We start from the raw sequence: 15,686 nt of genomic DNA, 5'->3' as shown, positions 1-15,686 counted from the left end.
GTGCGTAGATTGGAATTCTGGCAAGTTCATCGCAATAGGACAGTGTTGCTGTCCCATTTTTCACCGCGCCGACCAAAAGCTGATCTAGCTGGAGGTCGCGCCGTCGCAGCGGAGCGGAGCATGACGAAGGGCCGGGCTACCAACGCCAAAGCCAATCGCACGCGCGCCGTCCGTAAAACGACGGCCTGAAGACAGGCGCGAACGGGCGAGGCACGCCCGAGGCGCCTGCGGAGGACGCGGGCGCGGTGGAAACAAAGCGCAAGCAGAGCCTCCAAAAAGACGACGGCCGGACCGCCTTGGCCCCACCTTGCTGCCGACTTCAAGTCGGCACTGAGGGCCGCAGCGGTCGGGATCATGGACTGACGGGTCTCCCTGCCGGCGCAAGCTCGCGGGGTTCTGGGAAGCGGGGTTTGACGATGAGCGTGACCAGCAAGTCGAGCGGCGCAGCGGCTTTCGAGCGTTTTCCGGCCGTGCGCGATCCGGCGATGCCGGTGCGTCAGGGCCTGTACGATCCCAATAACGAGAAAGACTCCTGTGGCGTCGGCTTCATCGCCGACATGAAGAACCGCAAGAGCCACGCGATCGTGCAGCAGGGCCTGCAGATCCTGCACAATATCGACCATCGCGGCGCGGTCGGTGCCGATCCGAAGCTCGGCGACGGCTGCGGCATCCTCGTCCAGATCCCCGACCAGTTCTTCCGCGAGGAGACCGCGCGGCTCGGCATCGCCCTGCCGGAGCAAGGCTATTACGCGATCGGCCAGTTCTTCATGCCGCGCGATCCGACCGCCCGGGCGATGTGCGAGGATGTCATCTCGCAGACCGTGGCGGAGGAGGGACTCGTCTTCCTCGGTTGGCGCGACGTGCCGGTTGACAACAGCGATCTCGGCCATGCCGTGCTGGCGACCGAGCCGGTGCATCGCCAGCTCTTCGTCGGCCGCCCCGACGACATTACCGACGAGGACGAGTTCGAGCGGCAGGTCTATGTCCTCCGCAAGTCGGTCTCGAACAAGGTCTACAAGCATCAGGAGCGCAAGACGGCGGAATATTACCCCGTCTCGATGTCCTGTCGCACCATCGTCTACAAGGGCATGGTGCTGGTGAACCAGCTCGGCTCCTACTTCAAGGACCTGCAGGACGAGCGCTTCGTCAGCGCGCTGGCCCTCGTCCACCAGCGTTTCGCCACCAACACCTTCCCGTCCTGGCGCCTCGCCCATCCCTACCGGATGGTCGCCCATAACGGCGAGATCAATACGCTGCGCGGCAACGTCAACTGGATGGCGGCGCGGCAGGCGAGCGTCGATTCCGACCTGTTCGGCTCGGATATCTCGAAGCTCTGGCCGATCTCCTATGAGGGCCAATCGGATACCGCCTGTTTCGACAACGCGCTCGAATTCCTGGTGCAGGGCGGCTATTCGCTGGCCCATGCCATGATGATGCTCGTGCCGGAGGCGTGGAACGGCAACCCGCTGATGAACGAGGAGCGGCGCGCTTTCTACGAGTACCATGCCGCGCTGATGGAGCCCTGGGACGGGCCGGCCGCGATCGCCTTCACCGATGGGCGTCAGATCGGCGCGACGCTGGACCGCAACGGCCTGCGCCCCGCGCGCTATCTCGTCACGGACGACGGGCTCGTCGTGCTCGCTTCGGAATTCGGCGTGCTGCCGATCCCGGAGGAGAAGATCGTCGAGAAGTGGCGCCTTCAGCCCGGCAAGATGCTGCTGATCGATCTCGAACAAGGCCGCATCATCGGCGATGACGAGATCAAGACCTCGCTCTGCCTCGCCAATCCCTACAAGGACTGGCTGAAGCGCACCCAGATCGTGCTGGAGGACCTGCCGCCGGTCGAGGCGCGGGCCTCGCGCACCGACGTGCCACTGCTCGATCGCCAGCAGGCCTTCGGCTACACCACCGAGGACGTTCGCCTGCTGATGGCACCGATGGCGGTGACCGGGCAGGAAGCCGTGGGCTCGATGGGTACGGACACCCCGATCTCGGCGCTCTCGCTCAAGTCGAAGCTGCTCTACACCTATTTCAAGCAGAACTTCGCGCAGGTGACGAACCCGCCGATCGACCCGATCCGCGAGGAGCTGGTGATGAGCCTGCTCTCCTTCATCGGGCCGCGTCCGAACATCCTCGATCTGGAGGGCACCTCGCGCCGCAAGCGTCTGGAGGTCCGCACCCCGATCCTGACCAATGACGATCTCGAGAAGATCCGCTGCATCGGCCATTACGAGGATCGCTTCGACACCAAGACGATCGACTTCACCTATCCGGCGCGCGAGGGCGCGGCCGGCATGGACGGCGCGGTGGCGCGGCTCTGCGAGCGCGCCGAGGCTGCGGTCCATGGCGGCTACAACATCATCATCCTGTCCGACCGGCAGGTGGGCTCCGACCGCATCCCGATCCCGGCGCTGCTCGCGACGGCGGCGGTGCACCATCACCTGATCCGCAAGGGCCTGCGCACCTCGGTCGGCCTCGTCGTCGAATCCGGCGAGCCGCGCGAGATCCATCATTTCTGCTGCCTCGCCGGCTACGGCGCCGAGGCGATCAACCCCTATCTCGCCTTCGACACCCTGCTCGACCAGCATGAGCAGGGCGCCTTCCCCGAGGAGGTCGATGCCGACGAGGTGGTGAAGCGCTACATCAAGTCGGTCGGCAAGGGCGTGCTCAAGGTCATGTCCAAGATGGGCATCTCGACCTACCAGTCCTATTGCGGCGCGCAGATCTTCGATGCCGTCGGCCTGAAGAGCGCCTTCGTGGACAAGTTCTTCTTCGGCACGGGCACGGCGATCGAGGGCGTCGGCCTCGAAGAGATCGCCGAGGAGAGCCTGCGCCGTCACCGCGACGCCTTCGGCGACTCCCCACTTTACCGCAACAGCCTCGATATCGGCGGCGAGTACATGTACCGCGTCCGCGGCGAGGACCATGTCTGGAAGCCGGACGTGGTCGCCTCGCTGCAGCATGCGGTGCGCCTCAACGCGCAGGATCGCTACGAGGAGTTCGCGCAGCAGGTCAACGACGACGCGCAGCGGCTCAGCACGATCCGCGGCCTGTTCAAGGTCAAGATGGCCACCGATAACGGCCGCGCGCCCGTGCCGCTGGAGAGCGTCGAGCCTGCCGCCGAGATCGTGAAGCGCTTCGCCACGGGCGCGATGTCCTTCGGCTCGATTTCGCGCGAGGCGCATGAGACGATCGCGCTCGCGATGAACCAGATCGGCGGCAAGTCGAACACCGGCGAGGGCGGCGAGGAGCCGATCCGTTTCCGGCCGATGCCGGATGGCCGTTCCAAGCGCTCGGCGATCAAGCAGATCGCGTCCGGCCGCTTCGGTGTCACCACCGAATACCTCGTCAATGCCGACGTGATGCAGATCAAGGTGGCGCAGGGTGCCAAGCCCGGCGAGGGCGGCCAGCTCCCCGGTCACAAGGTCGACGCCAAGATCGCGCGGACCCGGCATTCGACGCCGGGCGTCGGCCTGATCTCGCCGCCGCCGCATCACGACATCTATTCGATCGAGGATCTGGCGCAGCTGATCTTCGACCTGAAGAACGTCAACCCGTCGGCCGATGTCTCGGTGAAGCTCGTCTCGGAGATCGGCGTCGGCACGGTTGCGGCCGGTGTCGCCAAGTCGCGCGCCGACCACATCACCATCTCGGGCTTCGAGGGCGGCACGGGCGCAAGCCCGCTGACCTCGCTGAAGCATGCGGGCTCGCCCTGGGAGATCGGGCTTGCCGAAACGCAGCAGACGCTGGTGCTGAACCAGCTGCGCGGCCGCGTCGCGCTACAGGTCGATGGCGGCCTGCGCACCGGTCGCGACGTCATCATCGGCGCGCTGCTCGGTGCCGACGAGTTCGGCTTCTCGACCGCGCCGCTGATCGCGGCGGGCTGCATCATGATGCGCAAGTGTCATCTCAACACCTGCCCGGTCGGCGTCGCGACGCAGGATCCGGTGCTGCGCAAGCGCTTCAAGGGCCTGCCCGAGCATGTCGTGAACTACTTCTTCTTCGTGGCCGAGGATGTCCGCCGGATCATGGCGGAGATGGGCTTCACCAAGATCGAGGAGATCGTCGGCCGTTCGGACCTGCTCGACAAGCGCGACGCGATCGAACACTGGAAGGCGAACGGGCTCGACTTCACCAAGCTCTTCCACAAGGTCGACCTGCCGGGCGTGGCGATCCGCCATGTCGAATTGCAGAAGCACCCGATCGACACCGTGCTCGACCGCCAGCTCCTGGTCGAGGCCACGGACGCGATCGAGACCGGCACGCCGGTCGTGATCGAGAAGCCGGTCGGCAATGTCGACCGCAGCACGGGCGCGATGCTGTCCGGCGCCGTCGCCAAGAAGTACGGCCATGCCGGCCTGCCGGAAGACACGATCACGGTGAAGCTCAAGGGTACTTCCGGCCAGAGCTTCGCGGCCTTCCTTGCGGCGGGCGTCACGGTCGAACTTACCGGCCAGGCCAACGACTACGTCGCCAAGGGTCTGTCCGGCGGCAAGGTCATCGTGAAGCCCGATCCTGCGACCAAGGCGGTGGCCGAACGCTCGATCATCGTCGGCAATACCGTGCTCTACGGCGCGATCGCGGGCGAGGCCTATTTCAGGGGCGTCGCGGGCGAGCGCTTCGCGGTGCGCAATTCCGGCGCCATCGCGGTGGTTGAGGGCACCGGCGACCATGGCTGCGAATACATGACCGGCGGCGTCGTCGCGGTGATCGGCCAGACCGGGCGCAATTTCGCGGCCGGCATGTCGGGCGGCATCGCCTATGTGCTGGACGAGGACGGCACCTTCAAGTCGCGCTGCAACCTCTCGATGGTCGATCTCGAACCGGTCGAGGAGGAAGAGGACCTGATGGAGCGTTTGCACCATCACGGCGGCGATCTCGAGCATAAGGGCCGGATCGACATGACCAACATGTCGGGCCACGATGAAGAGCGCCTGATGCAGATGCTGACGAACCATGTCGACTACACCGGCTCGGAGCGCGCCCGCACCATCCTCGACAACTGGGCGGATTACCGCACCAAGTTCGTCAAGGTGATGCCGGTCGAGTACCGCCGCGCGCTGCGCGAGATGGAACAGGCCCGCACCTTGCAGGCTGCGGAATAAGCGAACGCCACCCCGCCGGGGCCGTCACGGTCCCGGCATCTCGATCAAGTCAAGGCACGCGCACGGGGACGCCCCGCGCACACGGCGAGAGAAACGGCATGGGCAAGGTCACGGGCTTTCTCGAATTCGACCGGCAGGAGCAGAAGTATCAGCTCGCCGGCGACCGCATCCGGCATTTCCGCGAGTTCACGCTTCCGCTTGAGGAGCGCGACATCAAGAAGCAGGCGGCGCGCTGCATGGATTGCGGCATCCCGTTCTGCCACGGGCCGACGGGTTGCCCGGTGCATAACCAGATCCCGGACTGGAACGAGCTGGTCTATTCCGGCGGCTGGGAGGATGCGCTGCGCAACCTCCATTCGACCAACAACTTCCCGGAATTTACCGGCCGCATCTGCCCGGCGCCCTGCGAGGAAGCCTGCACGCTCAACCTCGAGAACATGCCGGTGACGATCAAGACGATCGAGCAGGCGATCGCCGACAAGGGTTGGGAAGAGGGCTGGATCGCGCCGGAAATCCCGGCCAAGCGCACCGGCAAGCGCATCGCCATCGTCGGCTCGGGGCCGGCCGGGATGGCTGCGGCGCAGCAACTCGCCCGCGTCGGGCACGATGTCCATCTCTATGAGCGCGAAGCCAAGGCCGGCGGCCTGCTGCGCTATGGCATCCCCGACTTCAAGATGGAGAAGAAGCATATCGACCGCCGGGTGAAGCAGATGGAGGCGGAAGGCGTGACCTTCCACTACAACGCCAATATCGGCGTGACCCTGCCCTTCGCCACGCTGATGGCCGAGCATGACGCGGTGCTGATGACAGGCGGGGCGGAAGCGCCGCGCGATCCTGGCCTGCCGGACACCAACCTTGCCGGCGTGCATTACGCGATGCCGTACCTGACCCAGCAGAACAAGCGCGTTGGCGGCGAGGATGTCTCGAACGAGGCGCCGATCAGCGCGGCCGGCAAGCATGTCGTCGTGGTCGGCGGCGGCGACACGGCCTCGGACTGCGTCGGCACTGCCTTCCGGCAGGGCGCGCTCTCGGTAACGCAGCTCGACATCCGGCCAATGGCGCCGGAGCTGGAGGACAAGCTCACGGTCTGGCCGTACTGGCCGACCAAGTTCCGCACCTCGTCCTCGCAGGCGGAAGGCGCCGAGCGCGAGTTCCAGGCGGCGACGCTCGGCCTCGAAGGCCGCAACGGCCGGCTGACCGGCGTGAAATGCGCCCGGGTCGACGAGAAGCGCAAGCCCATCGCCGGCAGCGAATTCGTCCTCCAGGCCGACCTCTGCTTCCTCGCCATCGGCTTCGCCGGCTCGGTGATCGAGGGCATGATCGCGCAGTCCGGCGCTGCGACCGACAAGCGCGCCAACGTCGTCGCCAATGACCGCGACTACAAGACCAGCGTCGGCAAGGTCTTCGTCGCCGGCGACATGCGGCGCGGCCAGTCGCTGGTGGTCTGGGCGATCCGCGAGGGCCGCCAGGCGGCCCATGCGATCGACAAGGAATTGATGGGCGCGACGATCCTGCCGGTGTGAGGCAGGCGCCAGCCCTTATACCGCTGAGCGTTCACTCCTTCGCCGGATCGGCCTTGTAAAGCCGGACCGGCGAGCCGGGTGCGCGCCGGATCGTGCCCTTGGCTTCGAGGTCGAGCTGTATGGCTTTCAGCCACCATCCGGCCGTCTTGCCCTGCGGAAACAGCGCCTCGGGCAGGTGCGGCAGCAAGGCTTCCTTCGCATCGGGGACCTTCAGGCCCGGTGCGGCTCGCGGCAGGACCAGCAGCAGCGCCTCGCGCATCGCGAGATATTTGGCCCGGTCGACCCGCTCGGTCTTGCCGGGCGTGTTGACGTTCTCGATCTCGATCTTGTCGTCAGCCATCGGTCGTCCTTGCCGTTCTGTTTCCGGGTTTCCCGGTTCCGCCAGCCGAAGCCGGTTCGTCGATCTCCCTCTACGCAGGCGGAGCCGCTTGGTGTCATGAGTGCGTTCCGCGCCGCGCTCTTGCCCCTTATGCCAGGGAGGCGCTGGTCCTCGGCTGCTGCATCGCTATGATCGCCGTCATGGAATCGAACCAGAAGGGGAAGCAGGCGCCGCGTCGCCGCTTCCATTGCCGCACCCGCGGACCTGTCTGCGCCCCGCGCTTCACCTCGCGGGGCTGACCGGGAACGCACCGTCGTCTCATCGTCAGCCTTTGTTGGCGCGCTCTGACGCGCATGCCTGACTTCATGAGATTCCGATGTCCCTGATCACCCTGAAAGACCTCTCGCTCGCTCGCAGCGCGCCGCTGTTCGCCGGCCTCGACCTCGCCATCGCCAAGGGCGACCGCCTCGGCCTCGTCGCCGCCAATGGGCGCGGCAAATCCTCGCTCCTGCGCATTCTGGCCGGCACGGAGGAGGCGAGCGGCGGCACGCTGACCCGCTCGCGCGGCCTCGTCACCGCCTTCGCGCCGCAGGACCCGCCCGAGCGCCTGCTGCCGCTGAGCCTCTATGATGCCGTGCTGGACGCGCTTGATCCGGAGGCGGCGGAAACCGAGAGCTGGCGCGTCGATGTGCTGCTCGACGATCTCATGGTCGAGGAGAGCCTGCGCGGCCGCGCCGTGGGCAGCCTCTCCGGCGGCTGGCAGCGCACGATGCTGTTGGCGCGCGCGGCGGTGATCGAGCCCGACCTGCTCTTGCTCGACGAGCCGACCAACCATCTTGATCTCGAACGGATCGGTCTGCTGGAGCGCTTCCTCACAGCCTTGCCGCGCGACTGCGCCGTGGTCGCGGCGAGCCATGACCGCGCCTTTCTCGACGATATCAGCACGCGCACCCTGTTCCTGCGCCCGGCGGAGAGCGCGGATTTCGCCTTGCCCTATTCGCGTGCCCTGCAGGCGCTGGAGGAACGCGATGCGGCGCGGGACCGGCAATTCGAGAACGAGATGCGCAAGGTTCGGGCGCTCCGGCAGCAGGCAGCGAAGCTGAAGAATATCGGCATCAATTCCGGCTCTGACCTGCTGGTGGTCAAGACCAAGCAATTGTCCGAGCGCGCGGACAAGCTGGAGGATCAGGCGCGGCCAGGACACAAGGAACGCTCGGCCGGCACGATCCGGCTCGCCAGCAGCGGCACCCATGCCAAGGCGCTGGTCTCGATCAAGGAAACGGCCATCAACACGCCGGACGGGCGCCTGCTGTTCCGCACCGGGCCGCTCTGGATCGAGAAGGGGGACCGGATCGCGCTGCTCGGCGCCAATGGCAGCGGCAAGACGCGTTTTGTCACGCGGTTGCGGGCGGCGCTGGACGGCTCGGACCCGGAGATCCGCGGCGCTGCGACCCTGAAGGCCGGCTATTCCGACCAGTCCCTGTCGCAGCTCGATGCCTGGCGCACGCCCTGGGATGCGGTGAAGCGGTCGAGCGATCTCGGCGACCAGACCGCGCGCACCGTGCTGGCAGGCGCGGGGATCGCGAGCGAGGCGCAGACCGCGCCGACGGCCCGTCTCTCCGGCGGGCAGCGTGCGAGGCTGGCGATGCTGCTGCTGCGCCTGATCGAGCCGAATTTCTACCTGCTGGACGAACCGACCAACCATCTCGATATCGAGGGGCAGGACATGTTGGAGGGCGAATTGATCAAGCAGGAAACGGCCTGTCTGCTGGTGAGCCATGACCGCGCCTTCGTGCGGTCGGTGGCGACTCGGATCTGGGTCATCACGGCTAAGAAGCTGGTCGAGGTCGACGATCCCGATCCGGTCTTCGACCGACTGATGGCGGGTTGATCAGCGCGGCCAGCGGTAATCGTCGAGCCGGCCCGGGACCGGGTCCGGCGCGATACCCTGGCCGAAGACCCGTTCGAGCTGGAGGGCGGCATCGCCGCGCCCGCGCGCCTCGGTGATCGAGGCGAGCAGCGGCTGCTCGGAGAGCGCGGCCTGGCCGGTGAGGGGCTGGATCGGCCCGGCGAGCGGGCGGGCCTGCAAGGCGGCCGGCAAGCCGATCACCGGCACGCCGGCAACCATCTGGTCGATCAGGCGCTCGACGCCACCGGGCTGGAGTTCCGGCGCGCTGGGGGCGCCGGTCTCGGGCGAGACGGGCAGGGCGATGACGCTGTTCTGCGGAGCCGCCTCGATCATGCGGCGGATGACGAGATCGACGAAATGGGCGGCCTTGCGCGCGCCGGCCGCAGTGAAATGGATGCCGTCGCCCAACCGTAGGCGCACCGGCTGGCCGGAGACGTCCGGACCTATCGCGGCATAGCGGTTCTCGGCATCGACGAAGCCGCCCCAGAGATCGACATATTGCCCGCCCGCCTTCTCGACGCGCTGGCGATAGAGGTCGTTGAAGGTGACCATGTCGGCGGAGAGCCGCCCGTTCTGCATCGGCGGTGCGCCGACCCAGATCAGCGGCACGCGCTTGCCGGCAAAAGCGTTGGCGATGGCGTCGATCCGGTCGCGGTAGAGTTCGAGCCAGCGCGGGCTCAAGGGCTCATGGACGGTCTCGCCCTCGCGGATCGGCTGGCGGTCGTTGAGGCCGAGCAGGATGACGCCGATGCTGATCTTCTGATCGCTGGCGAGAAGCTCGGAGATCGTCTTCGGCCAGTCATAGAAATCGCTGCGGACGAGGCCGGAATCGGGCTTGGCCTTATGGACCACCTCGACATCGGGGCGGTTGTTGAGGGCGTCGTCGAGCCCGTTCGCCAGGAGGTTGGCGAGGGAATCGCCCATCACGACGATATGGCTGCTGACATCGACCTTGGGGATGACCGGATCGTCGCGAACGACGACGGGCGCCTCGCGGCGCCGGACGACCGGCGCGACGCGCTGGCGCGGTTGTGGCGTCGCGGTGCGCGGTTGTGCCGGGATTTGCCAGAACATCTGGAACAGGCTGCGCTGTTGCGGCTGCTGCTGGGCGAGGGAGACCGGCCCGCCGGTCAGCAGGAGCAGGCAGGCGGCAGCCAGAACCATGGCAAGCGAGCGCAGGCGCATAGGCCGATCCGGTGGTTCCCCTTCGCTCCCCAGTATAGGCCGGGGCCGGCCCGAAGTCAGCGCTTGCCGCGCAGCTTCGACAGCAGGGCCGGCGTCGGGTAACCGTCGGCGATTTCGCCGGCGCTGATCTGATAGCGCCTGACAGCCTCGCGTGTGCCGGTGCCGATGCGGCCGTCGGCATCGTGGTTGTAGAGGCCGAGGGCCTTCAGGCGGTGCTGGAGATCGCGGGTCGCGGCCATGTCGAGGCGCGGCGCCTTGGTCGGCCAGCTCGCCCGGATGGCGGAGCGCCCGGCGATCCGGTCGCCGAGATGGCCGACGGCCATCGCATAGGCGTCGGAGGAGTTGTATTTCTTGATGACGTCGAAATTGGCGGTGAGCAGCATCACCGGGCCGGTATGGCCGGCCGGGTAGAACAGGCGGCCTTCGCCGGAGGAGGGCAGGCGATTGCCATCGGCGCGACGCACGCCGGCGGAGGCGAAGGCGGAGAAGCTCGCCTTGTCCAGGCGGTGGTCGAAGCCATCGGGTAGCGTCACCTCCATGCCCCAGGGCAGGCCCGGCACCCAGCCATAGCCCTTGAGGTAGTTGGCGGTGGAGGCGATGGCGTCGCTCGACGAGGTCCAGATGTCGGCATGGCCGTCGCCGGTCCAGTCGACCGCGTATTTCATGTAGCTCGACGGCATGAACTGGGTGTGGCCCATGGCGCCGGCCCAGGAGCCCTTCAATTCGCTGCGCTCGACATGGCCCTTCTGGATCAGCTCCAGTGCGGTCAGCAATTCGTCGCGGAAGAAGTCGCCGCGATAGCGGATCGAGGCGAGCGTCGCGAGCGAGCGGATGACGTCCTTGCCGCCCTTGAACGAGCCGTAATTGGTCTCCATGCCCCAGACGCCGAGGACGATTTCCTTGGGCACGCCATAGCGCGCCTCGACCTGGGAGAGGACGCTCGCGTTCTCGGCCGCGGCCTCGCGCCCGCGCCCGATGCGGGAGCCGCCGACGGCATTCTCCAGATAGCTCCAGATCGGGGCGCTGAATTCCGACTGCTTCCTGGTCAGCGCGACGATGGAAGCATCCGGCGTCACGCCGCGGAAGGCGAGGTCGAAGGTCGCACGCGAGATACCGCGCGCCTGAGCCTGCGGCCAGAGCCGCTGCACGAAGACGTCGAAGGGGGCGCTGGCCGGGGTCGCCTGCGCATTGCGGGCATGGGCGCCGGAGACGTTGATCGAGCCGGTGGTCTGGGCCAGCGCCGGTGCCAGGCTGATCAGGACTGAGGCTGCGATGACGGACAGGCGCATGGACACTCCCGGCGAATGCTGGATGGAAACATCTTCACAGCGCCCGAACAAGATTAACCAGCGGTTAATTCAGGTCATGATCGCTGCGGCATTCGTGATTTGACAAGCTCCGGCGATTGTCAGATTCTGCGGGGATGAATAGCGCGTCCCCCTTCCGCCGCGGTCTCCACCGCTCGGGCAACCTTATCGCGGGCTTCTAGCCCCGGGCCTGTCGCGCTTGGCGCCTCCGGTTCGGGGTGCGCCTGCTCTGCCGCTTTTTCCTGCGAGTTCGACCTTTTTGATGCCGCGCGGATTTCAACCGCCGGCGGGCGCTCGCCTTTTCGATGAAAGACCTGTCCTGATGTCTACCAAGCGTCCCGCCATCACCGTTACGACCGCGGACCATGCTATGCTGAGCCGCATCGCGGCCGGCGCGGCCAACACCATGCCCGATCTCGCCGCCGAGCTGACCCATGAGCTCGACCGCGCCCGAATCCTGCCGGAGGGGCGGGTCTCGCACGACCATGCCCGGATCGGCAGCCAGATCGTCTATCGCGACGAAACCACCAAGCGGGAAAGCACCATCACGCTGGTCTGGCCTGAGCATGCCGATATCGAGAAGAACCGCGTCTCGGTGATGACGCCGATCGGCGTCGCGCTGATCGGCATGGCGGCCGAGCGCTCGATCGACTGGACGACGCGCTCCGGCGACGTCAAGCGCCTGACCGTGCTCGAAGTGCGCGAACCGGTGGAGGAAGAGGCTGCGTCCTGAAATCAGGCGTGGGTAAAGCACATCGTCATTGCGAGGAGCAAAGCGACGAAGCAATCCAGGTAGACGTAGAGCTCTGTCGCCTCCGGATTGCTTCGCTGCGCTCGCAATGACGGGTGTGGATGTTCCGACTTCTCACGCCGTGGCGTTCTTCGTCCTGAGCTTCTCCTCCCAGGCGAGCGCCTGGCCGACGATCTCCTCGAGGTCGTCATGCGCGGGCTGCCAGCCGAGCTCGGCGCGGATGCGGTCGGCGCGGGCGATCAGCGAAGCCGGATCGCCCGGCCGGCGCTCCGCCAGCGTCACGGGAAAATCGACCCCGGAGACCTTCTTCACGACCTCGACGACCTCCTTGACCGAATAGCCACGGCCATAGCCGCAGTTCAATGTCAGGCTCGCCCCGCCGCCGCGCAGATGGTCGAGCGCGGCGAGATGGGCGCGGGCGAGATCGGTGACGTGGATATAGTCGCGCACGCAGGTGCCGTCCGGTGTCGCATAGTCGGTGCCGAAGACGGTCAGGCCGTCGCGCTGGCCGAGCGCCGCCTGGCTCGCGACCTTGATGAGATGGGTGGCGTTCGGCGAGGACTGGCCGGAGCGGCCCTTCGGATCGGCGCCGGCGACATTGAAATAGCGCAGCGCGACATAGCTGAAACCATGCGCCTTGGCGGCGTCCTGCAGCATCCACTCGCTCATCAGCTTGGAGCGGCCATAGGGGTTGATCGGGTTGAGCGCGATCTCTTCCGGCACCGGCGAGACCGGCGGCTCGCCATAGACGGCGGCGGTGGAGGAGAAGATGACGTGTTTCACGCCCTTGCGCGCAGCGCTTTCGATCAGTCCGCGGGTCTTCACCGTATTGTTGAAATAATAGCCCAGTGGATCGGTGACGGATTCGGGGACGACGATCCTGGCGGCGAAATGCGCAATCTCCGTGATCTCATATTCGCCGATCAGGCCCTCGACCAGCTCCTGGTTGCCGATATCGCCCTGAACGAAGATCGCCTCGGGCGGCACCGCCCACCAGAAGCCGGTGGAGAGATTGTCGAGCACCACGACCTTCTCGCCGCGATCCAGCAATTCCAGGACCATATGGCTGCCGATGTAGCCGGCGCCGCCGGAAACCAATACCGCCATCGTGTTTCTCGCCTCATCTTCGTCAGGAACCGCCTTTATCGAAAAACCGTTGACGGCTTCTCAAGGCCTGTTGGCTAATACCGCCTGATGGCCCGCAACCATGACAGTTGTACGGCCGTTCCCATCATTGCCTGGCTTCGGCAAGGCTATCGCGCCCAATGGATTTTGCATGACGAAACGCATCCGCAAGGCCGTTCTTCCTGTCGCTGGTCTCGGCACCCGCTTCCTGCCCGCCACCAAGGCGATCCCGAAGGAGATGCTGACCATCGTCGACCGCCCGGTCGTGCAACATGTCGTGGACGAGGCGCGCGCCGCCGGCATCGAGCATTTCATCTTCGTCACCGGCCGCAACAAGGCAGTGATCGAGGATCATTTCGACCTGGCCTACGAGCTCGACGACACGCTGGCCAAGCGCAACAAGACGAAGGAGCTGGAGGCGCTGAAGCACGATCTGCCGGCTGCGGGTGCGACCAGCTTCACCCGCCAGCAGGCTCCGCTCGGCCTCGGCCACGCCGTCTGGTGCGCGCGTGAGATCGTCGGCGACGAGCCTTTCGCGCTGCTGTTGCCGGACATGCTGCATTACAGCCAGGGCAAGGGCTGCCTCGCCGAGATGATCGAGGCCTATGACCAGCATGGCGGCAACCATATCGCCGTTGCGCCCGTGCCTGAGGATCAGACCCATCAATACGGCATCGTCGCCGTCCAGGACGCCAAGGCCAAGGTCTCGAAGATCACCGGCATGGTCGAGAAGCCGCCGAAGGGCACGGCGCCGTCCAACCTGCATGTCTCCGGGCGCTACATCCTGCAGCCGACGATCTTCAACCTGCTCGCCAATCAGGAGAAGGGCGCCGGCGGCGAGATCCAGCTGACCGATTCGATGGTCGCGCTGTCGCGCCAGGAGCCGTTCTACGCGGTGCGCTTCGACGGCGAGATCTACGATGCCGGCTCGAAGATCGGCTTCCTCGCGGCGAATGTCGCCTATGCGCTCGACCGCGGCGATCTCGGTCCGCAACTGCGCGAAGAGATCGCCAAGCTGCTCGACCGCTGAGCGACAAGACTCGTTCAACTCAGCCCTCGTCCTGAGGCGTCAATCCGAATAGGAATGGCGTCTCCAAGGACGAGGGCTTGTGTCTTGCTGACGGTGCAAAGTTGAGTGACCAGAGTCTCGTCTTCGACCGGGCACTTGGCCGCAAGCGGCTGAGGCGCGCGCTTGCCGGCGACTATCCGGATTTCCTGCTGCAACGTGCGGCAGATGATCTGGGGGATCGGCTCGGCGCGGTGCTGCGGGAATTCGCGGTCGCGGCCGATCTCGGTACGGCCCTGCCGGTGGTTGCGCCGGTGCTTGCCGGCCGGGCCGGGCGGCTGCTGCGCATGGCGGAGGCGGAAGGCGCGCCGGCCGATCTCGTCGGCGATCTCGAACGCCTGCCCTTCGCCGCCGGTTCGCTCGACCTCGCCGTCTCGCTGCTAGCGTTGCATGGGGTCAACGACCTGCCGGGCGCGCTCATCCAGATCAAGCGGGCGCTGCGGCCCGATGGCTTGTTCATGGGCTGCCTGCTCGGCGGGCGGAGCTTGCAGGAACTCAGGCAGGCGCTGCTCGAAGCCGAGAGCGAGACGATGGGCGGGGTCAGCCCGCGCGTGGCCCCCTTCGCCGATCTGCGTGACCTCGGAAGCCTGTTGCAGCGGGCCGGTTTCGCGCTGCCCGTCGTCGACAGCGAGATCGTGACGGTGCGCTATCGCGACGCCTTCGGGCTGTTCCGCGATCTGCGCGCCCTGGGCTGGGCCAATGCGCTCGTCGCCCGGCGCAAGACGCCGTTCAGGCGCGAGACCTTGCTGCGCGCGGCTGCGCTCTATGCCGAGCGCTTCGCCGATCCGGACGGGCGTTTGCCCGCGACCTTCGAATTCGTCTGGGTCTCCGGCTGGGCGCCGCATGAGAGCCAGCAGAAGCCATTGAAGCCCGGCTCGGCCAAGGCGCGGCTGGCCGATGCGCTCGGCGTGCCGGAGATCAAGGCGGGCGAGAAGCCGGGAGGCCAGGGATGAGCGAGCGGCAGCCCCGCCTGACCCGCGCCGATTTCCGCGTCTTCCGCGCCATTCCGACGCGCTGGCACGACAATGACGCCTTCGGCCACGTCAACAATGTCGTCTATTATGGCTGGTTCGATACGGCGGTGAATGCCTGGCTGATCGAGAACGGCTTCCTCGACCTTGCCGGCAGCGAGGTCGTCGGGCTCGTGGTCGAAACCGGCTGCACCTATTTCGAGAGCGTCGCCTTTCCGGAGACGGTGGAGGCGGGGATCGCGGTCGAGCGCCTTGGCAACAGCTCTGTCACCTATCGGATCGGTATCTTCCGGCAGGGCGGCGATCAGGCGGCGGCGCAAGGGCGCTTCACCCATGTCTATGTTGAGCGCGCGAGCCAGAAGCCCGTGCCGATCCCGACGCCGCTCAAGGCTGCCTTGGCGGTCATCCAGAGCTGAAAAGGGCCG

General features: G+C 66.5%; 11 protein-coding genes. 7 read left to right on the top strand and 4 right to left on the bottom strand.

The window, feature by feature from the left end:
• Nucleotides 1–416: 416 nt before the first annotated feature.
• Nucleotides 417–5,105, top strand: coding sequence for a glutamate synthase large subunit (gene gltB, locus ASE61_RS20695; RefSeq protein WP_061970093.1), 4,689 nt, complete (start codon nucleotides 417–419; stop codon nucleotides 5,103–5,105).
• 98 nt (nucleotides 5,106–5,203) lie between these two features.
• A complete protein-coding gene (locus ASE61_RS20690) occupies nucleotides 5,204–6,628 on the top strand; it encodes a glutamate synthase subunit beta (RefSeq protein WP_061970092.1) in 1,425 nt (474 codons plus the stop codon).
• Nucleotides 6,629–6,659: 31 nt separating this feature from the next.
• On the opposite strand, the gene ASE61_RS20685 is transcribed toward ASE61_RS20690, so the two are convergent.
• Nucleotides 6,660–6,968 (bottom strand): DUF6958 family protein, encoded by a 309-nt coding sequence (locus ASE61_RS20685; protein ID WP_061970090.1) that lies wholly within the window; start codon nucleotides 6,966–6,968, stop codon nucleotides 6,660–6,662.
• 355 nt (nucleotides 6,969–7,323) lie between these two features.
• Here ASE61_RS20685 and ASE61_RS20680 point away from each other — a divergent pair, with 355 nt between their 5' ends.
• A complete protein-coding gene (locus ASE61_RS20680) occupies nucleotides 7,324–8,838 on the top strand; it encodes an ABC-F family ATP-binding cassette domain-containing protein (protein WP_061970088.1) in 1,515 nt (504 codons plus the stop codon).
• Here the strand turns inward: ASE61_RS20680 and ASE61_RS20675 are convergent, their stop codons facing one another.
• On the bottom strand, nucleotides 8,839–10,041 hold the full coding sequence (locus ASE61_RS20675; protein WP_061970086.1) for a DUF459 domain-containing protein: 1,203 nt from the start codon (nucleotides 10,039–10,041) through the stop codon (nucleotides 8,839–8,841).
• Between the two features lie 56 nt (nucleotides 10,042–10,097).
• Nucleotides 10,098–11,330 (bottom strand): lytic murein transglycosylase, encoded by a 1,233-nt coding sequence (locus ASE61_RS20670; protein WP_061970085.1) that lies wholly within the window; start codon nucleotides 11,328–11,330, stop codon nucleotides 10,098–10,100.
• Between the two features lie 340 nt (nucleotides 11,331–11,670).
• On the opposite strand from ASE61_RS20670, the gene rnk reads away from it, so the two are divergent.
• Nucleotides 11,671–12,081, top strand: coding sequence for a nucleoside diphosphate kinase regulator (gene rnk / locus ASE61_RS20665; RefSeq protein ID WP_061970083.1), 411 nt, complete (start codon nucleotides 11,671–11,673; stop codon nucleotides 12,079–12,081).
• Between the two features lie 132 nt (nucleotides 12,082–12,213).
• Here rnk and galE read toward each other — a convergent pair whose 3' ends face one another.
• The gene (gene galE, locus ASE61_RS20660) at nucleotides 12,214–13,206 is read right to left on the bottom strand and encodes a UDP-glucose 4-epimerase GalE (RefSeq protein WP_061970081.1); all 993 of its coding nucleotides are present in this window, start codon (nucleotides 13,204–13,206) and stop codon (nucleotides 12,214–12,216) included.
• A gap of 169 nt (nucleotides 13,207–13,375) precedes the next feature.
• Here galE and galU point away from each other — a divergent pair, with 169 nt between their 5' ends.
• The 3 genes from galU (at nucleotide 13,376) to ASE61_RS20645 (ending at nucleotide 15,677) form a co-directional block, all read left to right on the top strand.
• Nucleotides 13,376–14,254 carry a UTP--glucose-1-phosphate uridylyltransferase GalU gene (gene galU, locus ASE61_RS20655; protein ID WP_061970079.1) on the top strand — a complete coding sequence of 293 codons (879 nt, stop codon included), beginning with the start codon at nucleotides 13,376–13,378 and terminating at the stop codon, nucleotides 14,252–14,254.
• Between the two features lie 101 nt (nucleotides 14,255–14,355).
• The gene (locus tag ASE61_RS20650; RefSeq protein WP_061970077.1) at nucleotides 14,356–15,243 is read left to right on the top strand and encodes a class I SAM-dependent methyltransferase; all 888 of its coding nucleotides are present in this window, start codon (nucleotides 14,356–14,358) and stop codon (nucleotides 15,241–15,243) included.
• A complete protein-coding gene (locus tag ASE61_RS20645) occupies nucleotides 15,240–15,677 on the top strand; it encodes an acyl-CoA thioesterase (protein WP_061970075.1) in 438 nt (145 codons plus the stop codon). Before ASE61_RS20650 ends, ASE61_RS20645 begins: the two co-directional genes overlap by 4 nt.
• Nucleotides 15,678–15,686: the final 9 nt, after the last annotated feature.

The organism is Allobosea sp. Root670, assembly GCF_001429415.1.
GTDB lineage: Bacteria > Pseudomonadota > Alphaproteobacteria > Rhizobiales > Beijerinckiaceae > Allobosea > Allobosea robiniae.
The sequence above is the reverse complement of the archived record's forward strand: the minus strand, read 5'-3'. Positions and strand labels throughout refer to the sequence as shown.